The 21,577-nt window shown below is 74.5% G+C and carries 16 protein-coding genes, 5 tRNA genes and 2 pseudogenes; 8 read left to right on the top strand and 15 right to left on the bottom strand.

From position 1 onward, the window contains the following. Positions 1–14: 14 nt before the first annotated feature. The gene (locus tag ACSHWO_RS27355; protein WP_361091673.1) at positions 15–479 is read right to left on the bottom strand and encodes a hypothetical protein; all 465 of its coding nucleotides are present in this window, start codon (positions 477–479) and stop codon (positions 15–17) included. A gap of 183 nt (positions 480–662) precedes the next feature. Between ACSHWO_RS27355 and ACSHWO_RS27350 the strand changes: the two genes are divergently transcribed. Next, positions 663–1,166, top strand: coding sequence for a DsbA family protein (locus ACSHWO_RS27350; RefSeq protein ID WP_361091676.1), 504 nt, complete (start codon positions 663–665; stop codon positions 1,164–1,166). A gap of 43 nt (positions 1,167–1,209) precedes the next feature. On the opposite strand, the gene ACSHWO_RS27345 is transcribed toward ACSHWO_RS27350, so the two are convergent. The 3 genes from ACSHWO_RS27345 to ACSHWO_RS27335 form a co-directional block, all read right to left on the bottom strand. Further along, positions 1,210–2,034 (bottom strand): GNAT family N-acetyltransferase, encoded by an 825-nt coding sequence (locus ACSHWO_RS27345; RefSeq protein WP_385848516.1) that lies wholly within the window; start codon positions 2,032–2,034, stop codon positions 1,210–1,212. Positions 2,035–2,126: 92 nt separating this feature from the next. After that, complete coding sequence (locus tag ACSHWO_RS27340) at positions 2,127–2,951, bottom strand: aminotransferase class IV (RefSeq protein WP_361091682.1); 825 nt, start codon at positions 2,949–2,951, stop codon at positions 2,127–2,129. A gap of 16 nt (positions 2,952–2,967) precedes the next feature. Then, positions 2,968–4,023, bottom strand: coding sequence for a chorismate-binding protein (locus ACSHWO_RS27335; RefSeq protein ID WP_438315826.1), 1,056 nt, complete (start codon positions 4,021–4,023; stop codon positions 2,968–2,970). 181 nt (positions 4,024–4,204) lie between these two features. On the opposite strand from ACSHWO_RS27335, the gene ACSHWO_RS27330 reads away from it, so the two are divergent. The 5 genes from ACSHWO_RS27330 (at position 4,205) to ACSHWO_RS27310 (ending at position 4,680) form a co-directional block, all read left to right on the top strand. Next, positions 4,205–4,277, top strand: a tRNA-Gly gene (locus ACSHWO_RS27330). A 40-nt stretch (positions 4,278–4,317) separates the two neighbouring features. Beyond that, positions 4,318–4,391 (top strand) — tRNA-Cys (locus ACSHWO_RS27325). A 1-nt stretch (position 4,392) separates the two neighbouring features. Further along, positions 4,393–4,464: transfer RNA gene (locus ACSHWO_RS27320), tRNA-Val, on the top strand. 19 nt (positions 4,465–4,483) lie between these two features. Beyond that, a tRNA-Val gene (locus ACSHWO_RS27315) sits at positions 4,484–4,555 on the top strand. Positions 4,556–4,608: 53 nt separating this feature from the next. Continuing rightward, positions 4,609–4,680 (top strand) — tRNA-Val (locus ACSHWO_RS27310). 84 nt (positions 4,681–4,764) lie between these two features. Here the strand turns inward: ACSHWO_RS27310 and ACSHWO_RS27305 are convergent. Continuing rightward, a complete protein-coding gene (locus ACSHWO_RS27305; RefSeq protein ID WP_438315823.1) occupies positions 4,765–5,778 on the bottom strand; it encodes a phosphotransferase family protein in 1,014 nt (337 codons plus the stop codon). 259 nt (positions 5,779–6,037) lie between these two features. Then, positions 6,038–6,223 (bottom strand): hypothetical protein, encoded by a 186-nt coding sequence (locus ACSHWO_RS27300; RefSeq protein WP_361091690.1) that lies wholly within the window; start codon positions 6,221–6,223, stop codon positions 6,038–6,040. A 598-nt stretch (positions 6,224–6,821) separates the two neighbouring features. Here ACSHWO_RS27300 and ACSHWO_RS27295 point away from each other — a divergent pair. Further along, positions 6,822–8,030, top strand: coding sequence for a serine/threonine-protein kinase (locus ACSHWO_RS27295; protein WP_361091693.1), 1,209 nt, complete (start codon positions 6,822–6,824; stop codon positions 8,028–8,030). 18 nt (positions 8,031–8,048) lie between these two features. On the opposite strand, the pseudogene ACSHWO_RS27290 reads toward ACSHWO_RS27295, so the two are convergent. Continuing rightward, positions 8,049–8,875 (bottom strand): annotated as a pseudogene (locus ACSHWO_RS27290) (RNA-guided endonuclease InsQ/TnpB family protein). 32 nt (positions 8,876–8,907) lie between these two features. Between ACSHWO_RS27290 and ACSHWO_RS27285 the strand changes: the two are divergent. Beyond that, positions 8,908–9,092: pseudogene (locus ACSHWO_RS27285) on the top strand (IS200/IS605 family transposase); the annotation flags it as partial. A gap of 71 nt (positions 9,093–9,163) precedes the next feature. Here the strand turns inward: ACSHWO_RS27285 and ACSHWO_RS27280 are convergent. From ACSHWO_RS27280 to ACSHWO_RS27245, 8 genes are all read right to left on the bottom strand, one after another. After that, positions 9,164–9,982 carry a TrmH family RNA methyltransferase gene (locus ACSHWO_RS27280; RefSeq protein ID WP_361091695.1) on the bottom strand — a complete coding sequence of 273 codons (819 nt, stop codon included), beginning with the start codon at positions 9,980–9,982 and terminating at the stop codon, positions 9,164–9,166. Between the two features lie 58 nt (positions 9,983–10,040). Then, positions 10,041–11,273 (bottom strand): uroporphyrinogen-III C-methyltransferase, encoded by a 1,233-nt coding sequence (gene cobA / locus ACSHWO_RS27275; RefSeq protein ID WP_438315819.1) that lies wholly within the window; start codon positions 11,271–11,273, stop codon positions 10,041–10,043. Positions 11,274–12,321: 1,048 nt separating this feature from the next. Beyond that, complete coding sequence (gene cobT, locus ACSHWO_RS27270) at positions 12,322–16,131, bottom strand: nicotinate-nucleotide--dimethylbenzimidazole phosphoribosyltransferase (protein ID WP_438315816.1); 3,810 nt, start codon at positions 16,129–16,131, stop codon at positions 12,322–12,324. A gap of 322 nt (positions 16,132–16,453) precedes the next feature. Further along, positions 16,454–17,656: a precorrin-6y C5,15-methyltransferase (decarboxylating) subunit CbiE gene (gene cbiE / locus ACSHWO_RS27265; protein ID WP_361091704.1), complete on the bottom strand. Its 1,203-nt coding sequence runs from the start codon at positions 17,654–17,656 to the stop codon at positions 16,454–16,456. An 82-nt stretch (positions 17,657–17,738) separates the two neighbouring features. Next, entirely contained in the window at positions 17,739–18,413 is a 675-nt protein-coding gene (locus ACSHWO_RS27260; RefSeq protein WP_361091707.1) for a GNAT family N-acetyltransferase, read from the bottom strand. Between the two features lie 224 nt (positions 18,414–18,637). Next, positions 18,638–19,498, bottom strand: a complete 861-nt coding sequence (locus ACSHWO_RS27255) for a MetQ/NlpA family ABC transporter substrate-binding protein (RefSeq protein WP_438315812.1) — start codon at positions 19,496–19,498, stop codon at positions 18,638–18,640. A 167-nt stretch (positions 19,499–19,665) separates the two neighbouring features. Beyond that, complete coding sequence (locus tag ACSHWO_RS27250; RefSeq protein ID WP_385848535.1) at positions 19,666–20,334, bottom strand: methionine ABC transporter permease; 669 nt, start codon at positions 20,332–20,334, stop codon at positions 19,666–19,668. After that, on the bottom strand, positions 20,331–21,449 hold the full coding sequence (locus tag ACSHWO_RS27245) for a methionine ABC transporter ATP-binding protein (RefSeq protein WP_438315808.1): 1,119 nt from the start codon (positions 21,447–21,449) through the stop codon (positions 20,331–20,333). The genes ACSHWO_RS27250 and ACSHWO_RS27245 overlap by 4 nt, the downstream gene beginning before the upstream one ends. Between the last annotated feature and the right edge of the window lie 128 nt (positions 21,450–21,577).

Genomic DNA, 21,577 nt, shown 5'->3' with positions numbered 1-21,577 from the left:
CCGGGTGCGGCGGCTCAGATTCCGTGCTTCTTCAGGATCGCCTCGATGTCCGAGAAGTCGTCGTCGGACGCGGGCTTCGGCCGGCCCGCCGCCTGCCCGAGGGAGGGCGCGGACGCGGCGGGCGCGACGGCGTCCCGCGCGGCGCTCCCCCGGGCCGCCCGCGGGGCCTTCCCGGGCTTGCCGGCGTTCGCGGCCGCCGGCTCGTTCCGCCCCGCCTTGCCGAGGCCGCGGCGCTCGACCGCACGCGTGGCGGCGAACAGCGCCCAGGCGAGCGCGAGGACGCCGAAGCCCGCCCACACGGTCGGCTTGAAGACGATGTCGGAGGCCCACGCCACCGCGCCGGTCAGCACGAGCCCGGCCGGCACCAGGGCGTACGCCGCGATCCGCGCGGCCGTGCGGAAGCGCTTGCGGTAGGCGGCCACCGCGGCGATGCCCAGGCCTGCCGCGGCCAGCGCGGAACATATGGTCTCGGCGAGCATGCGGTCCTCCAGGGCAGTGCCGTCAGGGCGGTTCTCCGTCCCCCGTCCATCCTGCACCGGGCGCCGCCGGCGGGGCCACGCACCGGACGGCGCCGCGCCGGATCTCCGGGACATCTCGGGGTCCGCCTCCTCCTCAGGGGGTGGGCGGCGCCACCGGGGTCCGGCGGCTGGGAGACTGTCCGCATGACCGATTCCGTGATCCTCGACGTCTGGTGCGAGCTCCAGTGCTCGGACTGCCACCGCGCTCTGGACGACGTACGCGCCCTGCGGGCCCGCTACGGCGGCCGGCTGGACATCCGGCTGCGCCACTTCCCGCTGGAGAAGCACAAGCACGCCTTCGCCGCGGCGCAGGCCGCCGAGGAGGCGGCCGAGCAGGGGCAGGGCTGGCCGTACGCGGAGGCGGTCCTCGCCCGCAGCGCGGAGCTGGGCGAGCGCGGCGAGGCCGTGCTGCTCGATGTGGCGCGTGAACTCGGTCTCGACGTCGAGGAGTTCGACACCGCCCTGATCGACGGACGGCATATCCTGATCGTCGACGCCGACCACGCCGAGGGCAAGGCGATCGGTGTGACGGGCACGCCCACGTACGTGATCGGCGGCGAGCGCCTGGACGGCGGCAAGAGCCAGGAGGGCCTGCGCGCCCGCATCGAGGAGATCGCGGACCGGCTGCTCGCCGAGAGCGCGAGCTAGCGGGAGCCGGTCTGAGCCGGGAGGCCGGGGAGCGGAGGCCGGGCTAGATCAGGTCCTTGGTGTAGTTCAGCCCGGTCGGGCGGTAGCCGAGCGACTCGTAGAGCCGCAGTGCGGGGACGTTCCCCGAGAAGACGTGGAGTCCCAGGGTGCGCTCGCCCGCGCCGACGGCGGCGCGTTCGGCGAGCAGCATCAGGGCCCGGCCGTGTCCGCGGCCGCGGTGCTGCTCGCCGACCGCGACGTCGTAGACGTAGGCCCCCTCGTCGTTCCGTCCCACCCAGACCGTGCCGACGGACGCCCCCGCGGCCTCCAGGACGAGGAGGTGCGTGCCGGGCGTGGCCGGCCCCTGGGGCAGGCCGCGGGCGTGGTCGTCCTGCGACTTGGCCCGGGCGGCCTCGGCCGGCATGCCGCGGCTGATCATGTCCTCGGTGTAGCCCTGGACGGCCCTGGGCAGCCATTGCGCGTACTCGGCTGCCGTCATCGGCCGGCCGAGGACCCCGGCCGGCAGTGCGGGCGGGCCGTCGGGGAGTTCCTTGGCCATGTTGCGGCTGTACTCGACGTACCCGAGGGCCTCGGCCAGGCGGATCCCGCCCGGCGACCCTGCCGGCACGACGGCCCGGATGCGGCGGCACCCCCAGCCGCGCAGGACCTCCTCCGCGGCGAGCGCGGCGACGGTGGCGCGGCCCCGGCCGCGGTCGGGCGGGTCCACGGCCAGGTCCCGGATCTCCCCGACCTCCGGGCCGAACGGGCTGTCGCAGGCGATGAGCAGCGCGCCGACGCGCCTGCTGTTGACCCGGATCTCGTAGGGGCGCGAGCGGGCGCCGCCGGCGCCCTGCTGGAGCGGCCCGCTGGGCCGCAGGGTGGTGGTCATCCCTGTGGTTCTACCCGCCCCGCGGAGGTGTGCACAGCGGATTTCCGGGCCGTGCGGCCGCTGCGGGGCGGGGTGCTGTCGGGCGGGGTCGGCTACGGGTCGAGGTCGTCGGCGGCGCGCGCGTCGAAGGTCCGCATGGCGGCGGTCGTGACGGGTCCCGGGGCGGCCGTGGCGAGCGGGCGGCCGTCGATGCGGCGGACGGCCTGCACGTCGCGGAGGGTGGAGGTCAGGAAGACCTCCTCGGCGCGGTCCAGTACGTCGAAGGGCAGGTCGGTCTCCTTGGCGCCGGCCCATTCGACGACGAGGGCGCGGGTGATCCCGGCGAGGCAGCCGGAGGACAGGGGCGGGGTGTGCAGTTCCCCGTCCAGGACGACGAACACGTTGGAGCCGGTGCCCTCGCAGAGCCGGCCGAGGGTGTTGGCGAACAGGGCCTCGGAGGCCGCGGCCTTGTTGGCGGCGGCGAGCGCGACGACGTTCTCCGCGTAGGAGGTGCTCTTCAGCCCGGCCACGGCGGAGCGTTCGTTGCGCACCCAGGGCACGGTGATCACCGAGGTGGTGTCCGGCCTGCGGGTGGTCTCGCCGACGGCGACGACCAGGGTGGGCCCGGAGTCGCCGCGGTCGGAGCCGAGCGGCGAGAGCCCGCCGGTGTAGGTGATCCGCAGCCGGCCGAGGGGCACGGGGTTGGCGTCGAGGACGGCCTCACAGGCCCGGCGGACCTCGTCCGGGTCCGGGTCGGGCAGGCCGAGGCCGCGGGCGGAGCGGGTCAGCCGTTCCACGTGGCGGGTGAGGGCGAAGACCCGGCCCCCTTCCGCCTTCAGGGTCTCGAACACCCCGTCGCCGACGGTCAGCCCGTGGTCGAACACGGACACCCGTGCGCTTTCGGCGTCCCGCAGCGCGCCGTCGAGCCAGATCATCACCGTACGATCCCTCCGCTCAGCCAGGGGTGGATGTCACCGCATGCTGCCCCGACGCTACCCGCAGCAACCGGGCCGCCTTGAGCTCGGTCTCGGCCCATTCGCGGTCCGGATCGGAGCCCCAGGTGATGCCGGCGCCGGTGCCGAAGAGCAGGCGCGGGCCGCCGGGCGCCTGCCGGTCGATCCAGAAGGTGCGGATGCCGACGGCGAGTTCGGCGGTGCCGCGGTCGGCGTCGACCCAGCCGATGCCGCCGCAGTAGGGGCCGCGCGGGGCGGTCTCCAGGGCTTCGATGATCCGCAGGGCGGAGGACTTGGGCGCGCCGGTGACGGAGCCGGGCGGGAAGGTCGCGGCGAGCAGTTCCGGCCAGCCGGCGCCGTCGGCCAGTTCCCCGCTGACGGTGGAGACGAGGTGGACCAGACCCGGATGCTCCTCGACGGCGCACAGTTCGGGGACGGTGACGGAGCCGGTGGCGCAGACCCGGCCCAGGTCGTTGCGGACCAGGTCCACGATCATCACGTTCTCGGCGTGGTCCTTGGGCAGCAGGTCCGCGGCGGTGCGGCCGGTGCCCTTGATCGGGCCGGACTCCACGTGGTGCCCGGCCCGGCGCAGGAACAGCTCGGGCGAGGCGGTGGCTATCTCGACGCCGTGCGCCGGGAGGCGGATCGTTCCGGCGTACGGGGCCGGGTTGCCGCGGGCGAGCAGCGCCGTCAGGGCGTCCACGTCGGCGCCGTCCGGGTCGGGCAGCGGTGCGGACATCACGCGGCAGAGGTTGGCCTGGTAGACCTCGCCGGCGGCTATGTGCGCGCGGATGCGGCGGACGCCGGCGGTGTAAGCGGCCCGGTCCAGGGAGGAGGACCACGCGTCGGCGGCGGGGCCGCGCCAGGCCCCCGGGGCGGGCTCGGGGACTGGCGCGGGGCGTACGTCGCCGAACCGCGCGCAGACCAGACGTCCCTCGAAGTCTGCGGCGACCGCCCAGAAGCCGGAGGAGTCGAGGGCCGCGGGGTCGCTCGTGACGTCGCGGAGATCGGTCGCGAGGAGGCCGCCGAAGCGGGCCAGGGGAAGCAGGTCGTGCACGGCTGCGAGTCTATGACCGGTGGCGGAAAGCCGCCGTGGAGGTGTCCGGCGGGTGACCGGTGGTGATCGGGTGGCAGCACGCTGCGGAAACGCGTTTTTGAGCTGGCCCGGGAATCCGCTAGAGTTCAACACGTCGCCAGGGAGCGAAGGGGAAAAACCCCGGAGCGAACAGGGTGACAGTGCGGACGTAGCTCAGTTGGTAGAGCACCACCTTGCCAAGGTGGATGTCGCGAGTTCGAGTCTCGTCGTCCGCTCTGAGGTGGGGGATCTTCCCGAGAGCCCCCGCAGCTCCGAGGTGGAGTGGCCGAGAGGCGAGGCAACGGCCTGCAAAGCCGTCTACACGGGTTCAAATCCCGTCTCCACCTCCAAGGACGATTAGCTCAGCGGGAGAGCGCTTCCCTGACACGGAAGAGGTCACTGGTTCAATCCCAGTATCGTCCACCGGATCTTCGGGTCCCCCGCGCGATTAGCTCAGCGGGAGAGCGCTTCCCTGACACGGAAGAGGTCACTGGTTCAATCCCAGTATCGCGCACGCAGTATCCTGCAACACCTTGTTTGACCTGCGGCTTTCGGGCCGTGGAGCCCGCGCGATTAGCTCAGCGGGAGAGCGCTTCCCTGACACGGAAGAGGTCACTGGTTCAATCCCAGTATCGCGCACCGACCGGGAGCCCCGGCCGTCTCGACGGCCGGGGCTCCCGCGTTTCCACCCGGGGGTTCCGCCGGAGGGGGTGCGCGGCCCGGCTAGTGCTGTGCCGGGGCGCGGGCCGCCGTGTCGGGTGGGAGCGCGGCGATCCGGGCGCAGGACTCCACCATCAGCCGTTCCACGTCGTCGAGTCGGCGGCGGTTCTCGGCCGAACGTGCCAGGGCGAGGGCGGCGGTCTGCACGGTCAGGGCGCGGGCCGCGAGGTCGAGGGCCCGCCGGGGATCGCGGCCGGGCGGCCCGGCGGCCGGCCCCCCGGCGGCCCGGTAGGCGTCGAGGAACCGGCCCCAGGCGTCGGCGCTGAGCACCCCGGCCGCGTACCAGGCGGCGGGCCGGGCCAGGTCCCAGGCCGGGGTCCCGACGCCGAGGTCGTCGACGTCGATGAGCCGCCAGCCGTCGGCGGCGCCGCCCCGCACCAGCTGGCCCAGGTGGAGGTCCCCGTGGCACAGGACCCCGCCCGGCGGCGCCGGGGCCGTCCCGCGCACCCAGGCGGGCAGGGTGCGGGCGGCCTCCCGGACCACTGCGGGGCCGAGGCCCGGTTCGAAGCGGTGGCCGCGGAGTCCTTGGGAGGCGGCGCGGGAGAGCCGACCGAGGGCGCGGGAGAGCTTGGCGGGGCCGCGCATGGGCGGGAGCGGGCCCGGGAGCCCGTCGAGCGGCACCTGGTGCAGGGCGGCCAGCAGCCGGGCGGCGGCCTCCCAGGGGGCGGCCTCCGGGAGGCCGGGGTCGACCGGGGCCCCGTACGGCCACAGGGAGACCGGGCGGCCGCGCAGCAGGTCCGCCCCGGGGCGGAGCGGGGGCAGCAGGACGCCGACGAGGGCCCGGTCGGCGGCGATCCGCATCCGGACGGCGAGGTCGTCGCAGTCGCTGTCGGCGGCGTGGGCCTTGGCGACGATGCCGCCGCAGCGGACGACGGTCCCGTCCTCCCGGTCGGCGAGGAGCTCGTACGGGGCCGCGGGCTCGCCGGTGGCGTAGGCGGCCAGTGCGGCGGGCAGCGGCGCCGCGGGGGCGGGCACGAAGCCCTTCCCGAGGCGCCGGGCGGCGTGCTCCTGGTTCATCGCGGCTCCCGAACGGTCGTCACTCGCCCTCTCGGGAGCAGGTTACGGAAAGGCGGCCGGCATGACCGGTCGTGCGGGGCGTTCGGGGCGTTCGGGGACGGTCTCCGGCGTTCCGGGCCATGCGTGAGCGTGCTGCCCGTGCGACTCCCCAGTCGCACGGGCAGCACCCTTCACCTGCCGTCCGCCGCTCCCCCGTCCCCACGGGGTTCGGCGGGCTGATGTCCCGGTCCGGGCCGCTCTCCCGGACCCGGGGCGCCGCTCAGCGCCCCAGCATCACGCCCACGGACGACGCCTGTGCCGCCACCTGGTCGAAGCCTCCGAAGAGGAAGAGCAGGAGGGCGGCCAGGGGGATGACCATGGCGGCGGCCACCAGCGGGTGGCGCGTACCGGACTCGTGGGCGTTGAACGCGAAGGCCTTGCGTCCGTGCCGTGCCGTGTCCGCCATGGTCCTCTCCCCTGTCGTGTGGCTGCGGCGGCCCGGGACCTCGGGGGACGAGAACGTCGCCCGCCGCATGTCCTCAACACTAGGGGGGCGGGGATGGCGCGGCGTCCTGCTCTCGTACCCATTGGAGGGCCTCCAGGAGGATGACGGGGCGCCTCCGGCGTACTCCGCTGGGTGGAGACCTCACCCGCGGGTTGGGGGATCTCCCGGAGGGGCCGCACGGGGCTGCAGCCGGGCTTGATCGCGGAAGATGACCGGAGGGTAGTGAATTCGCTCACTTCCGTCACTCCCCGCACACGCGTGTCGGCGTACGGGGCACCTGAACGACCGCCCGGCTCACGAGCCCCGCGCACGGGCCCACCGCCCGCCGGGCAGCACTCCCCGCCGAGCACCGGGAAACACCAACCCCCTTGCTCCGACGGTGTTTTGACGACCCATCCCCTCAGCGGCGGCGCACCCCACCCGGTGCTGAGACACCCTCAAGTGGGCGCCGCCGCACAGACGATCGGTTACCGGGGCGAGGGCGCGGCCTCTGAGCGCTCGTGCCGGATCGTCCGTAAGCTGTGCCACGTCAACAGGACGACCGGGCAGCGGGGTGGACATGGCGATGATGCGGCTCCGGCGCGAGGACCCGCGTGTCGTCGGCTCGTTCAGGCTGCACCGGCGGCTCGGCGCCGGCGGGATGGGCGTGGTCTACCTGGGGTCCGACCGGCGCGGGCAGCGCGTCGCCCTCAAGGTGATCCGGCCCGACCTGGCCGAGGACCAGGAGTTCCGTTCCCGGTTCGCCCGGGAGGTGTCCGCCGCGCGGCGGATCCGCGGCGGGTGCACGGCGCGCCTGGTGGCCGCGGACCTGGAGGCCGAGCGGCCGTGGTTCGCCACCCAGTACGTGCCCGGGCCGTCGCTGCACGACAAGGTGGCCGAGGACGGCCCCCTCACGGCCGCCCAGATCGCCGCGATCGGCGCCGCCCTGTCGGAGGGCCTGGTCGCCGTCCACGAGGCCGGGGTGGTGCACCGGGACCTCAAGCCGTCGAACATCCTGCTGTCGCCCAAGGGGCCGCGGATCATCGACTTCGGCATCGCCTGGGCCACCGGCGCCAGCACCCTCACCCACGTCGGCACCGCCGTGGGCTCCCCCGGTTTCCTCGCGCCCGAGCAGGTGCGCGGTGCGGCCGTCACGCCGGCCACCGACGTCTTCGCGCTGGGCGCCACCCTCGCGTACGCGGCGACCGCCGACTCCCCCTTCGGGCACGGCAGTTCCGAGGTGATGCTGTACCGCGTGGTGCACGAGGAACCCCACCTGGTCGGCGTCCCCGACGCGCTCGCGCCGCTCGTACGGGCCTGCCTGGCCAAGGACCCGGAGGACCGGCCCACCACGCTGCAGCTGTCGATGCGGCTGAAGGAGATCGCCGCCCGCGAGGCCCAGGGCCTGTCCGACGGCCGGCCGCCCGCGCAGCGGATGCCGCGCTCCGACCGGCCGACGGGGCGGCTGCCACAGCCGTATCCGGACGACCGCGGGGAGCGGCGGGAGCGGCGCACGGGCGGCACGCCGACCCCGCAGGCGGTGGGCAGGGCCGCCGTCCGGGGTGCGGTGGAGGGCCCGTCCTCGCGACCGTCCTCGCCGCGGAACCCGGGCGGGCCGTCGTCCCGGCCGACCGCCGGTCGTACGGGCGGCCGCCCGGCCCCGCGTACGACGGGGGCGGGGCGGCGTCCCTCCCGGCCGGACCCTCGGCTGATGCGGCAGCGGTTGATCGTGTTCGTCGTGGTGACGCTGATCGTGGCCCTCGGCATCGCCGCGGCCCAGAAGCTCTGACGTGACGTGCTCCCCGCCCTAAAGGACGGGGATTCCAGCCCGGGCCGTCTGGCCCTTCCGGGGGCTTCCTGCTTCACGGCGCTGTGCGGGCACAGGTGCCCGTCTCACCGGCGCTCCACAGGCAGGTTGAGCAGACCTGGGAGGTCGGCTCGAAGCGGCCGATCCTGCCGAAGTACCGTCCGTGCTCGGCGGCCTTGTACTCCAGCATGCCGAGGAACGCCGACCATCCGGCGTCGTACACGGACTTGGAGAGGCGGGTGCGGGCAAGGCCGGACACCGTGAGGTCTTCCACGTACACCGCTTGGTTCTCGCGGATGATGCGCGTGGATTCCTTGTGGTGCCAGTCCCTGCGCCGGTCCGCCACGCGGGCGTGCTGGCGCGCGACCTTGACGCGGGCCTTGGCCCGGTTCTTCGATCCCTTGGCCTTGCGGCTGAGGTCCTTCTGCAACCGAGAGGACCGCGAACGCCGAGAGGCCGAGGTCGATACCGGCCTCGGCGGTCGTCTCGGGCAGGAACTCGGGATCGGTGTCCACGACGAACGAGGCCCAGTACCGGCCGGCCGCGTCCATCGTGACCGTGACCGAGGTCGGGGCGGCCGGAAGGGGACGCGACCAGCGCACCCGCAGGTCTCCGACCTTGGCCACGTACAGACGGCCGTTGCCGCGCAGGCCGAACCCGTGGGCGGTGGGGCGGATGGACTGCCGGTTGTCCCGCTTGGACTTGAACCGGGGCGGCGCGACCTTCGGGCCCTTCCGCTTGCCGGTGACGGAGGCGAAGAAGTTCCGGTACGCGGTGTGCAGGTCTCTGAGGGACTGCACCAGGACGACGGAGGACACCTCGGCCAGCCACGCCCGTTCGTCGGTGCGCTTGGCGGCGGGTGTCCGGCCTCGTGAACAGCCTCAAGGGCGTCTCCGCCCGCATCCTGCGCCGGGACTCCACCGGCGCGTGAACCGGGCGATCATGCACGGCCCCTTCTGGTCGCCCCGTTACTTCGCGGCCTCCTGCGGCGGCGCCCCGCTCACGGTGGTACGGCAGTACATCGAGCAGCAGCGCCGGCCGCTTCAGCTTCGCTCTGCGGACCGTACCGGCTCACCCCGCCCTGAAGGACGGGGCTTGCGCCGGGCACATCACGGTCAGGCCCGGGGGCGGGTCGCGTAGAAGGCCACTGCGGAGGCCGCGGCGACGTTGAGGGAGTCGATGCCCTCGGCCATCGGGATCCGGACCCATTCGTCGGCGGCGCGCAGGGCGTGCGTCGACAGACCGTGCCCCTCCGAGCCCAGCATGATCGCGCAGCGTTCGAAGCGCTCCGGCGGGATCTGGTCGAGCGGAGTCGCCTTGGGGCTCGGCGTCATGGCCAGGAGGCGGTAGCCCGCCTCCCGTACCTTCTCCAGGTCTGCCGGCCAGGAGTCGAGGCGGGCGTACGGCACGGAGAAGACAGATCCCATGGACACCTTGATGGCCCGCCGGTAGAGCGGGTCGGCGCAGTCCGGGGACAGGAGTATCGCGCTGATGCCGAGGGCGGCGGCGCTGCGGAACGCGGCGCCCAGGTTGGCGTGGTCGACGAACCCCTCGAAGACCGCGATGCGCTGTCCGGCCCCGTCCCCCGCCAGCAGCTCGGCCGCCTCCGGCAGCGGCTTGCGCTGCATGGAGGCGAGGGCGCCGCGGTGCACGTGGTAGCCGGTGACCCGCTCGGCGAGCTCCGGGCTGACGGCGTACACCGGGGCGGGCAGCTCGTCGATGACGTCCCGCATGACGTCGACCCACTTGGCGGACAGCAGCATCGAGCGCATCTCGAACCCGGCGTCCTTGGCCCGTCTGATGACCTTCTCGCCCTCGGCGATGAACAGGCCCTCCTCGGGTTCGCGGCGGCGCCGCAGCTCCACGTCGGTCAGGCCGGTGTAGTCGCGCAGGCGCGGGTCGTCGGGGTCCTCGACGGTGATGAGATCAGCCACAGGGTGATACTGCCTTGTCCTGGGTGGGGTGCCAACGCCCCTGTCGGGCGGCGGGGGTTCAGTGGGTCGGGGGCGTGGGGCCGGTCTCCGCGACCCGTACGACGTCGCCGACGACGATGACGGCGGGCGGCCGGACGTCCTCGGCCCGCACCCGCTCGCCGACGGTGGCCAGCGTGGCGTCGACCCGCCGCTGGGCGGCGGTGGTGCCCTCCTGGACCACGGCGACCGGGGTGTCGGCCGGGCGGCCGTGCCGGACCAGGGCCTCCGCGATCAAGCCGATCTTGTCGACCCCCATGAGGATCACCAGGGTGCCGGTCAGCCGGGCCAGCGAGGCCCAGTCCACCAGGGACCGCGGGTCGTCGGGCCCGACGTGCCCGCTCACCACGGTGAACTCGTGCGCGACGCCCCTGTGCGTGACCGGGATCCCGACGGCCGCGGGCACGGAAATGGAGCTGGAGATCCCGGGAACCACCGTGCACGCGATCCCCGCCTCGGCGAGCGCCTGGAGCTCCTCCATGCCCCGCCCGAAGACGTACGGGTCCCCGCCCTTGAGCCGGACCACGGCCTTGCCGGCCTTGGCGTGCTCGATCAGGGCGTTGTTGATGGCCTCCTGGGCCATGTAGCGCCCGTACGGGATCTTCGCGGCGTCGATCACCTCGACGTGCGGCGGGAGTTCGTCGAGCAGGTCGCGCGGCCCGAGCCGGTCGGCGATGACGACGTCCGCCTCGGCGAGCAGACGCCGACCCCGCACGGTGATCAGGTCCGGGTCCCCCGGCCCGCCCCCGACGAGCGCCACACCGGCCTGCTGCCGGCCGCGGTGCGCCGGGGCGGTGAGGGAGCCGTCGCGGAGCCCCTCGACCACCGCATCGCGCACGGCGGCCGAACGGCGCGGGTCGTTTCCGGTGAGCACGGCCACGGTGACGCCTTCGACGCGGCCGGTGGCCGGCGTCCAGGCGGTGGCGGCGGAAGCGTCGTCGGCGCGGACGCACCAGACCCGCTCGCGCTCGGCCTCGGCGGAGGCCTGCTCGTTGACCTCGCGGTGCTGGGTGGCGATCAGCGCGTACCAGGCGCCGGCGAGGTCGCCGTCCCGGTAGCGGCGGCGCTCCCAACGGATCTCACCGGTCTCGGCCATCGCGTCGACGGACGGGGTCGCGGACGGCGAGACGAGAACGACGTCGGCACCGGCCGCGAGGAGCGCGGGCAGGCGGCGCTGGGCGACCTGGCCGCCGCCGATGACGACGACGCGCCGGCCGGCGAGGCGGAGTCCTACAGGGTAGGCGGGGTGTGCCATGGCGGTTGCGGCTCCTGATGCGGCGGGTCTGCGGGCCGCTGCTGCGCTGGAGCGGCTTGTCTTCGTGACGTGCGGTTTCGTTGTCCGGGTCCACGATAAGGCCCCGGGCCCGCGCGCCAACCCCGGGCCCCGGCGAAGCGCGGCCCCGACCACGGGCCGGGCCGCCCGGCTTCCTCGGGCTCCACCCGCAGCCCGCCCGCCGCCTGCCTGTCGGCCGCCCCGCGCCCCGCGCCCCGACCACCGGCACGAGGCCGGAGCGGGCGCCCCGCATCCCTGACGGGGCCGCCTCTCGACCCGTCCCCCTGGCCGTCCTTCGGGGGCGTCCCGGCAGCTCTTTGGCATTCCGCGGCGGGACGGGCGGTCAAGGGTGGCCGAAGGCCATCGCGCAGCGACGCGACGCAGGAGCGCCCTTGAGGGGCCGGCCCGCACGGGGAGGACAATGGGCGGCCGGGAAGCCCCCGTACGGTCTCCGACGCCGCCAGGGGGCAAAGCCGAGGGTGGCTGGGCCGCGGGAGCGGGGCGGGAAGGGGGCGGGGGCCAACCCCCGCACCGCTGCGCCTCAAACGCCGGCGGGGCTGGATTCGGCGGTCCGGGCAGCCGAACCGGCAGGACCGGCGTAAGCCGACGACAGCGCAACCAGCCGGCGGGGGTGGAAATGGCCCCAGACCGCGGCTGCGAAACGCCAGCGAAGCGTCCTCGGGACGGCGGCAGCATCCGTGACGACCCGGCGGCCCGAGCGGGCCGCGCCGAGCAGGCCCCGCAGACCGAGCCAGCCGAGCCGGGCCAATGGGCCGACCGCACAAGCCGACCAACCGGCCGGGCAGCCAGTCCGGGCCCCCGAGCCAGCGGCGAGCCGGACCAACCACGCAGGCCGAGCAGGGCCGCCGGGCCGAGCCGAGCAGACCGAGCCGGGCCAGTGGGCCGGCCGGACGAGCCACCGGGCGGGCAGGCAGGCCGGGCGGGCGGGCCGGGCCGGCGAGTGGGCCGGGCCGGCGGGTGGGGAAGGGGTCCCGGGTCTGGCGGCTGTGGGGGCAGCCGCCCGCTCCCGCTACTTCTCCGTGACGCCCGCCGAGTCGAACGTGGCGACCTCGTGCATCGCGCGGGCCGCGCTCTGGACCAGCGGGAGGGCCAGCAGGGCGCCCGTGCCCTCGCCGAGGCGGAGGTCCAGGTCGACCAGCGGGCGCATGCCCAGCTTGTTCAGGGCGGCGACGTGCCCGGGCTCCGCGCTGCGGTGGCCGGCGATGCACGCCGAGAGGGACTCGGGTGCGATGGCCCGGGCCACCAGGGCGGCCGCGCCGACGCTGACGCCGTCGAGGATGACCGGCGTGCGCAGCGACGCGCCGCCGAGGATCATGCCGACGATCGCCGCGTGCTCCAGGCCGCCGATGGCCGCGAGGACGCCGATCGGGTCCGCGGGGTCGGGCTGGTGCAGTTCGAGGGCGCGCCGGACCACGTCGACCTTGCGGGCGTGCGTCTCGTCGTTGATGCCGGTGCCGCGGCCCGTCACCTCCGACGGGTCGGTGCCGGTGAACACCGAGATCAGGGCGGCGGAGATCGTGGTGTTGGCGATGCCCATCTCGCCGGTCAGCAGGGCCTTGTTGCCGGCGGCGACGAGGTCGCGGGCCGTCTCGATGCCGACCTCGATGGCCGCGACCGCTTCCTCGCGGGTCATGGCCGGGCCGGCCGTGAGGTCGGCGGTGCCGGGGCGGACCTTGCGGGGCAGCAGGCCGGTGGTGGGCGGCAGTTCGCCGGCGACGCCGACGTCGATCACGCAGACCTCGGCGCCGACCTGGTTGGCGAACGCGTTGCAGACCGCGCCGCCGCCCAGGAAGTTGGCCACCATCTGCGTGGTGACCTCCTGGGGCCAGGGGGTGACGCCCTGGGCGTGGACGCCGTGGTCGCCCGCGAAGATCGCTACGGCCGCGGGCTCCGGGATCGGCGGGGGGCAGACCCGGGACAGGCCGGCCAGCTGCGCCGAGATGATCTCCAGCATGCCGAGGGCCCCGGCGGGCTTCGTCATGCGCTTCTGGCGCTCCCAGGCCTCGCCCAGCGCCTTCGCGTCGAGCGGGCGGATGCTGGCGACGGTCTCGGAGAGCAGGTCGTGCGGCTCCTCGCCGGGCAGCGCGCGGCGCCCGTACGTCTCCTCGTGGACGACCCACGCCAGGGGCCGCCGCTGCGACCAGCCGGCCTGCGCCAGTTCGGGCTCGTCCGGGAACTCGTCGACGTAGCCGACGCACAGGTAGGCGACGACTTCGAGGTGCTCGGGGAGGCCGAGCTCGCGCACCATCTCGCGCTCGTCGAAGAAGCTGACCCAGCCGACGCCGAGGCCTTCGGCGCGCGCGGCGAGCCAGAGGTTCTCGACGGCGAGGGCGGAGGAGTACGGGGCCATCTGCGGCTGGGTGTGCCGGCCGAGGGTGTGGCGGCCGCCGCGGGTGGGGTCGGCGGTGACGACGATGTTGACCGGGGTGTCGAGGATGGCCTCGATCTTCAGTTCCTTGAACTGCTTCGCCCGGCCCTTGGGCAGCGACTTCGCGTAGGCCTCGCGCTGGCGCTGGGCGAGTTCGTGCATCGCCCGGCGGGTCTCGGCGGAGCGGATGACGACGAAGTCCCAGGGCTGGGAGTGGCCGACGCTGGGCGCGTGGTGGGCGGCTTCGAGGACGCGCAGCAGCACCTCGTGCGGGATCGGGTCGGTGCGGAAGCCGTTGCGGATGTCGCGGCGCTCGCGCATGACGCGCAGGACGGCCTCGCGCTCGGCGTCGGCATAGCCGGGGGCGGCCTCGCCCGGGGACGGCTCCACGATCCCGTCCTCGGCGGCCTGCTCCTCGGCGGCCGGCTCGTCCGTGGCCTGCCCCTCGACGGCGGGCTCACCTACGGCGGGCTCCTCGGCGGCGGACTGCTCGGCCGCCGCGGCCTCGTCGCCCGAACCCTCGGCGGGGGCTGCGGCCGGCTCCTCGGCGGCAGCCGCAGCCGCATCAGCGGCGACGGGCTCGGCTCCGGCCGGCTCGGCCACGCCCTCCGCGGGCGCGGGCACGGCCACGGGCTCGGGCTGCGCCGCGGCTTCGGCCTGGACCGGGGCGGCGGGCTCCGCGACAGCGGCAGCGTCGGCCGCCGCCACCACGGCTTCGGCGGGGACGGGCTGCACGCCCTCCGCGGGCTGGGCGGGGGCGGCCGCGGCGGGCTCCGCCGGCGCCGCGGCAGGGACCTCGGCCCCGGGCTGCTCGGCCGCCGCGACGGGCTCGGCCTGCGACTGCGGCTCGGCCTGGGGCACCTGCGGGGCCTCGGGGCTCTCGACGGCCTGGGGGGCCACCGGGACCTCGGCGGCTTCGGGGGCGGCTGCCGGCTCCGGCGCGGGCACGGCGACGGCCTCGGCCGCCGGAACGGCCTCCGGCGCGGGCGCGGCGACGTCCTCGGCAGCAGGGGGCTCCGGCGCGGCCGCGACGGCGACGTCGGCGGCGGGGGCAGCGGTGGCTGCAGGGGCCGGCTCCGCCGCCGCGGCGGGCTGGGCCTGCTCCGCGGGTACGGGCTGCGGCTGCTCGGGCTGGGCCGGCGCCGCCTCGGTGGCGGCCGCCTGCTCGGGCCCGACGGCGACCGCGGGCTGGCCGGACTGGGCGGGATCGACGGGCTGGTCGGCCACAACGGGCTGGCCAGCGGCAACAGGCTGGTCGGCGGCAACGGGCTGACCGGCCTCGACGGGCTGACCGGCCTCGACGGGCTGACCGTCAGCAGCAACAGGCTGGCCGGCGGCCTCGACCGGCTGACCGTCGCCCGCGGCAGCCTGACCGTTCTCCGCAACCTGGGCAGGCTGGGGCTCGCCCTGAACGGGCTGAACGGACTGAACGCCCTGAACGGCCTGCACGGGCTGTTCCGGCTGGCCGGCCTGGGGTGCGGCGGGCTGGCCGGCCTGGGCGGGGACGACGGCCTCGGCGGCGGCTGCCGGCTGCGGCGTCGCGGGGGCCTGCTCGGCCCCCCACGGGGCGCCGGCCTGCGGCGGGATCTCGCCGAGCTGGGGCCCGGCGGGTACGCCGCCTTCCGCGCGCGGCACGTCGAGGTACTCGGGACCGAGGGTCGGCGGCCCTGCCTGGGCCATCGGCACCGGCACCGGCATCGGGGCCACGGGCGTGCCGGCCGGGGGCGTGGCGGTGGCGACCGGAGCGCCGGGGGCGGCCGGCGCCGTCGCCGTCGCCGTCGCCGTCGGGGGCATGGGAGCCATCGGGGCGGCCGGCCCGCGGTCGGCGAGCGAGCGGACGACGCCGGCGCCGTTGGTGGCTTCGGGGACGGGGGGACCCATGTGCAGCGGCCGGCGGGCGTGGCCGACGGGCGCGGCCGGGGGGACGGGGCCCAGCGGGGAGGCCGGGGCGCCCGTGGGCGGCGGCACGAGGCCGCCGAGGTTCAGGGCGCCGGAGTCGCGGCCGCCGGCCTCGTGGGCGCCGAGGCTGTACGCGGCCGGGTCGGGGAAGCCGGGGGCGGTGTGGCCGGGGTCCACGTAACCGGTCTGCGCCATGGCCTGCGCCTGGGCCTGGGCCATGGCCTGCGCCTGGGGGTCGGCGTAGTCGGCGTACTCGGCGTAGGGCGCGTCGCCGTACGAGGTTTCGACGGGGTAGGCGGGCGCCGGCGGGACGATCTGCGGGTCGCTCCACGCTCCGCCCTGGCCGTGTCCGCTCGGCATCAGCAGCAGTTCCTCGTCCTCCGGCTCGGCCGGGTTGTCCACGAGGTCCTGGAAGGCGTAGCCCCCCGGGACGGGAGCGGGGACGGAGCCCGGGTGCGGGACCGGAGCGGGAATGCCCTGCTGATCCACCATGCCCGCGTTGCCCGCGTTGTCCGGGAGCCCCTCGCCCGGTACCTGGCCGGTGTCAGTCATGCGTACCCCTCGCCCATCGTGTTGCCTCTTCGATCGCCCGGCGCCCACATGACCCAACGAGCGGAGTTGCCGTGGGACGCGTGCGTCGTGCGTACGCCCCGTGCGACAACCAGTAAGCATTGTCGCGCCCGTTCGCCACCATGGCGGCCATTACCGCCATGGTCTGCTGTGGACTGCGCCACGTCGCGCGTCTTGTCGTGCCGCCGCCCCAGGACGTGCCCGGGACGTTCCGGGGACGTACCCGGGACGTTCCGGGCACCCACCCCTAGACGTACCAGGGCAGTACCAGGGCAGTACGACGATCGGCCAGCCTACCGCGGGCTCAGGCCTGGCGGTTCACCGGGCGCTCGGCTGCCAGGAGGAACACGACGGAACGGTCCTGTTCGCTCCAGGAGCGGGTGTCCAGCCCGACGGACTGCAGCAGGGCGCATTCGACGGTGTAGCCGCCCTCGGCCAGGACGCGTCCGATGGCTTCCGCTTCGTCGCGGGTGGAGGCGTGGCTGACGATCCGCTCGGGGCGCCGGTCTGCGACGGCCGCGACGACCGCGGCTCCCCCGCCGCCGACGCGGACGACGTCCGGTTCGGGGAGGTCCTCCAGGACGTGGGGGGCGCGTCCGGCGACGACTTGGAGCTGTACGGCGCGGGCGCGGGCGGCTGCGCCGGCGCGTTCGCAGGCGCGCGGGTCGGCGTCGACGGCGATGACGGCGGCGCCGAAGGCGGCGGCTTCCACGGCGAAGGCGCCGGAGCCGGAGCCGATGTCCCAGACGAGATCGCCGGTGCGCGGTCCGAGCCGGGCGAGCTGGGCGGCGCGCAGCAGGGCGGATTCCCCTTCGGCGGCGTGGGGCAGGGGGCGGGCCCAGCCGCGTTCGGTGGTGCGGGCGGGGTTCAGGCCGAGCAGCCAGGGCGGGTCGGCGGCGATGGTGCGGCCACCGATGACGATGACGACGTTGGGGTTGCGCCAGGTGTGGTCGGGGGCCTTGTCGGAGGTGACGACGGTGACCTGCTCGCGGTCGGTGCCGAGTTCCTCGCAGATGACGAAGGTGCGGTGGACGGGGCCGAGCAGCAGGGCGAGTTCGGCGGGGCCGGCGCCGGGCGAGGTGAGGACGGCGACCTTGCCGTGGGCGCGGCAGACGTTGACGGCGCGGCGCAGCGTGCGCGGGTGGGCGACGACGACCTGGGCGTCGTCCCAGGGCATGCCGGCGCGGGCGAAGGCGGCGGCGACCGAGGAGACGGCGGGGACGACCTCGACCTCGAGTCCGTGCTCGGGGGCGCGCAGGGTGCGGACGGCGCCGAAGAAGCCGGGGTCGCCGTCGGCGAAGACGACGGCGCTGCCGCGGTGGCGGGCGATGCGGCGGGCGGCGAGGTCGAGGCTGCCGAGGCGGATGCGTTCGGCGGCGGGCGGGACCTCGGGGAGTGCGAGGTGGTGGGCGGCGCCGGCCACGAGGGTGGCGGCCGAGAGCGCGGACCGGGCGGCCGCGGTCAGGGGGGAGCCGTCCCAGCCGATCACCGTGACCCGGTCGGCCATCGTCGTCTGTCTCCTGCTGCGGTGGGGGGCGGGCGAAGTGTCGTCGGGGGGACGGGCAGGTCGAGACTACCCGGCCGGCGGTTCAGTTCCAGTCGGCGCAGACGCGGTGGCCGCCTGCGTCGGCCCGGTGCACGACGGCGTGTCCGTAGCCGTCCTGGCCGGCGTAGTCGTCGGCGTCCTCCAGGTCCTCGGGGAGGAGGCTCCAGACGATGAGGTCGGTGCGGGTGCCGGTCCAGGTGCCGTCGGTGTTCTGTGCGCGCACTATCCACGCGTTGCGCAGGACGCCCTCGCTGATGCAGCCGATCTTCTGGGCGACCTGCTGGGAGGCGGTGTTGTCGGCGGCGGTGCGGATTTCGAGGCGTTCGAAGCGCTGGTCGTGGAAGAGCCATTGGGCGACGGCGAGTACGGATTCGCTGGCGTAGCCCTCGCCGCGGGCCCAGGGGGCGGTGACGTAGCCGACCTCGGTACTGCGGGTGCGCCAGTCGGTGTTCTTCAGGTGCACGCTGCCGACGAGGCGCTGGGTGAGGAACTCGGAGACGGCGAAGGCGATGCCGCGGCCTTCGGTGCGCTCGGTGTGGGAGTGGCGGGTGGCCCAGGCGTGGGCGTCGGCGTGGGTGTAGGGGTGGGGCAGGGAGGTCCAGGCGGTGACCTGCTCGTCGTTCATCATCTCGGCGAGCGCGGTGACGTCTTCCAGCTCGAAGGGGCGCAGCACCAGCCGGTCCGTGCTGATGGTGACGTCCGGGAAGGTGGTAGTCATGCGCAGCTCCATGCCTGGGAGGTGGGGCGACCGTGGTGCGGGACCGAGTGTGCGGGGCGCCGTCGTGCGGGCCGTTCAGCCACAGCATGCAGCATCGCCCGGCGGATGTGCATGGCCGCCCCTGCCCGGAAGCGGGCAGGCCGCGGCCCCGCGCGCCGGGGAGGGCGCGCGGGGCCGTGTGCACTGGTGGCGCGGGGTGCGCCGGGTGCGGTGGGTACCGCGGGTCAGGAGGCGGGGGTGCCGGCCGCGGGGACGACCGAGCCCTGGTACTTGTCCTCGATGAACTTCCTGACCTCGGGGGAGCCGAGGAGGCGGGCGAGCTTCTCGATCCGCGGGTCCTTCTCGTTGCCGGCCTTGACCGCGAGGAAGTTGGCGTACGGGTTGCCCTCGGCCTTCTCCAGGGCCAGGGCGTCCTTGGCGGGCGAGAGCTTGGCTTCGAGGGCGTAGTTGCCGTTGATGACGGCGGCGTCGACGTCGTTCAGGGCGCGCGGGACGGTGGCGGCCTCCAGCTCCTTGAACTCCAGGCCCTTCTTGTCGGTGATGTCGGACAGCTTGGCGCTGGTGCCGACGCCTTCCTTGAGGGTGATCAGGTTGTTCGCGGCGAGGAGCTGGAGGGCGCGGCCCTCGTTGGTGGTGTCGTTGGGGACGGCGACGGTCTGGCCGGCCTTGAGGTCGGCGAGGGCCTTGACCTTCTTGGAGTAGAGGCCGAGGGGCTCCAGGTGCACGTTCACGACGGGCACGATGTGGGTGCCGTTCTTCTTGTTGAAGTCGTCGAGGTACGGCTTGTGCTGGAAGAAGTTGGCGCCGACCTGGCCCTGCTCGGTGGCGGTGTTGGGCAGGACGTAGTCCGTGAACTCCTTGACCTCCAGCTTGAGGCCTTCCTTGGCCGCGAGCTTGTCCTTGACGAAGTTCAGGATGTCGGCGTGCGGGCTCGGGGAGGCCGCGACGACGAGGGGCTTGGTCTCGTCGACCTTGCCGTCGCCGCTCGCGGAGGAGGGGTCCGAGGAGCTGCCGCAGGCGGTGAGGCCGAGGGCGAGCGCGGCGGAGGCGGCGGCGATGGCGGTGAGCTTGGTGTTCTTACGCACGAAGAGTGCCTTTCATGTGGTGCAAGTGCGCAGGGGGTGCGCGGGTCTTGCGGGTGGTGGCCCAAGCACGACAAGTGCGGGCTCTGCGGGGTGGGGGGTTGTGGGGGTTCGTGGGGTTCGTGGGGCCCGCGCGGGAGCCGGGGGCTGACGGGTCCGCCGGGTGGCGGTCAGGCCGTGCGGCCCCGGCGGGCGAGGAGGCGGACCAGGCCGTCGCCGGCGAGCTGGATCACCGTGACGACGGCGATCAGGATCACGACGGTGGCGATCATGAATCCGGTCTCGAAGCGCTGGAAGCCGTAGGTGACGGCCTTGGAGCCGAGGCCCTCGCCGCCGACCGCGCCGGCCATGGCGGAGTAGCCGACGAGGGTGATGAGGGTGGTGGTGACGCCGGCCACCAGCGAGGGCAGGGCCTGCGGGAGGAGCACCTTGCCGACGATGGTGGGGATGCCGCCGCCCATGGACTCGACGGCTTCGACGAGACCGTGGTCCACCTCGCGGACGGCCGTCTCGACGAGGCGGGCGAAGAAGGGGACGGCGCCGATGGCGAGCGGGACGATCATCGCGGTGGGGCCGATGAAGGTGCCGACGACGGCGGTGGTGACCGGGATCAGGGCGATCAGCAGGATGATGAACGGCAGCGAGCGGCCGATGTTCACGATCACGCCGATGGCCTTGTTGAGCGGCCGGTTCTGCAGGAGGCCGCCCTTGTCGGTGAGGACGAGGAGGATCCCGAGGGGAAGTCCGCCGAGGACGGTGACCAGGGTGGACCACAGGACCATGTAGAGGGTGTCGTACGTGCCCTGGGTGAGCAGGGGCTGCATCTCGGACCAGGTCACTGGGCACCATCCTTGACGAGCTGGGCGAGCTCGGCGTCAACGTCTGTGTCTTCGGCGGCTGTGTCTTCGGCGGCTGCGGTCGCGGTCGGGGCCGCGGCCGCGGGGGTGTCGGCGTCGTCGACGACCTCGATCTGGAGGCCCTGCTCGCGCAGGAAGCCCACCGGGACGACGTTGTCCTCGTACCGGCCGGGGAGTTCGATGCGCATGCGGCCGATCTGGCGGCCGGCGACGGTGTCCATGGCGGCGCCGAGGATCGAGATGTCGATGTTGTAGGTGCGCGACAGCTGGGAGATGACCGGCTGGGTCGCGGACTCGCCGTGGAAGGTGACGTCGACGACGGTGCGGTCGGGGCCGGTGGCCTCGCCGCTCACCGGGAAGAGCTCGGCGGCGAGTTCGGAGCCGGGGGTGGCGAGCAGTTCGGCGACGGTGCCGGTCTCGACGATCCGACCCCGCTTCATGAGGGCGGCGGAGTCGCAGATCGTCTTGACGACGTCCATCTCGTGCGTGATGAGCAGGACGGTCAGGCCGAGCTGGCGGTTGAGGTCGCGCAGCAGCTGGAGGATGGAGCGGGTGGTCTCGGGGTCCAGGGCGCTGGTGGCCTCGTCGGAGAGGAGCACCTTGGGGTCGCCGGCGAGGGCGCGGGCGATGCCCACGCGCTGCTTCTGGCCGCCGGAGAGCTGGCCGGGGTAGGCCTTGGCCTTGTCGGCGAGGCCGACGAGGTCGAGGAGTTCGAGGGCCTTGCGGGAACGTTCGCCGCGGGGGTGGCCGAGGATCTCCAGGGGGAGTTCGATGTTGGCCTGGACGGTGCGCGAGGACAGCAGGTTGAAGTGCTGGAAGACCATGCCGATGCGGCTGCGGGCCTCGCGCAGCTCGCGGCCGGCGCGGCGGCCGCGGCCGGCCAGGGCCGTGAGGTCGACGCCGTCCACGGTCACGGTGCCGGAGGTGGGGCGCTCCAGCAGGTTGACGCAGCGGATGAGGGAGGACTTGCCGGCGCCGCTCTGGCCGATGACTCCGAAGACCTCGCCCTCGCGGACGTGGAGGTCGACGCCGTCGAGGGCGGTGACCTCGCGGCCGCGGGACTGGTAGACCTTGGTGAGGCCCGATGTGGTGATCACAGGAATTCCGTCGCTGTCGAGTGCGCGGCGCAGGCTGGTGCCGGCCGGGCACGGGGCAAACATCTGGGGACGCGATACGGGTCGAACCGGAAGTTTTCGGCGGTTTCCACGCATGCGCGGGGCGGGAG

This window comes from Streptomyces pallidus (ex Mingjun et al. 2026) (assembly GCF_051550185.1).
GTDB lineage: Bacteria > Actinomycetota > Actinomycetes > Streptomycetales > Streptomycetaceae > Streptomyces.
This window is presented reverse-complemented; position numbering and strand designations above follow the sequence as displayed.

What these genes read in the sequence shown, in the direction of transcription:
- ACSHWO_RS27355 (WP_361091673.1), bottom strand. Translation starts at nt 479, where the DNA reads ATGCTCGCCGAGACCATATGTTCCGCGCTGGCCGCGGCAGGCCTGGGC.
- ACSHWO_RS27350 (WP_361091676.1), top strand. Translation starts at nt 663, where the DNA reads ATGACCGATTCCGTGATCCTCGACGTCTGGTGCGAGCTCCAGTGCTCG.
- ACSHWO_RS27345 (WP_385848516.1), bottom strand. Translation starts at nt 2,034, where the DNA reads ATGACCACCACCCTGCGGCCCAGCGGGCCGCTCCAGCAGGGCGCCGGC.
- ACSHWO_RS27305 (WP_438315823.1), bottom strand. Translation starts at nt 5,778, where the DNA reads ATGAACCAGGAGCACGCCGCCCGGCGCCTCGGGAAGGGCTTCGTGCCC.
- ACSHWO_RS27300 (WP_361091690.1), bottom strand. Translation starts at nt 6,223, where the DNA reads ATGGCGGACACGGCACGGCACGGACGCAAGGCCTTCGCGTTCAACGCC.
- ACSHWO_RS27295 (WP_361091693.1), top strand. Translation starts at nt 6,822, where the DNA reads ATGGCGATGATGCGGCTCCGGCGCGAGGACCCGCGTGTCGTCGGCTCG.
- cobA (WP_438315819.1), bottom strand. Translation starts at nt 11,273, where the DNA reads ATGGCACACCCCGCCTACCCTGTAGGACTCCGCCTCGCCGGCCGGCGC.
- cobT (WP_438315816.1), bottom strand. Translation starts at nt 16,131, where the DNA reads ATGACTGACACCGGCCAGGTACCGGGCGAGGGGCTCCCGGACAACGCG.
- cbiE (WP_361091704.1), bottom strand. Translation starts at nt 17,656, where the DNA reads ATGGCCGACCGGGTCACGGTGATCGGCTGGGACGGCTCCCCCCTGACC.
- ACSHWO_RS27260 (WP_361091707.1), bottom strand. Translation starts at nt 18,413, where the DNA reads ATGACTACCACCTTCCCGGACGTCACCATCAGCACGGACCGGCTGGTG.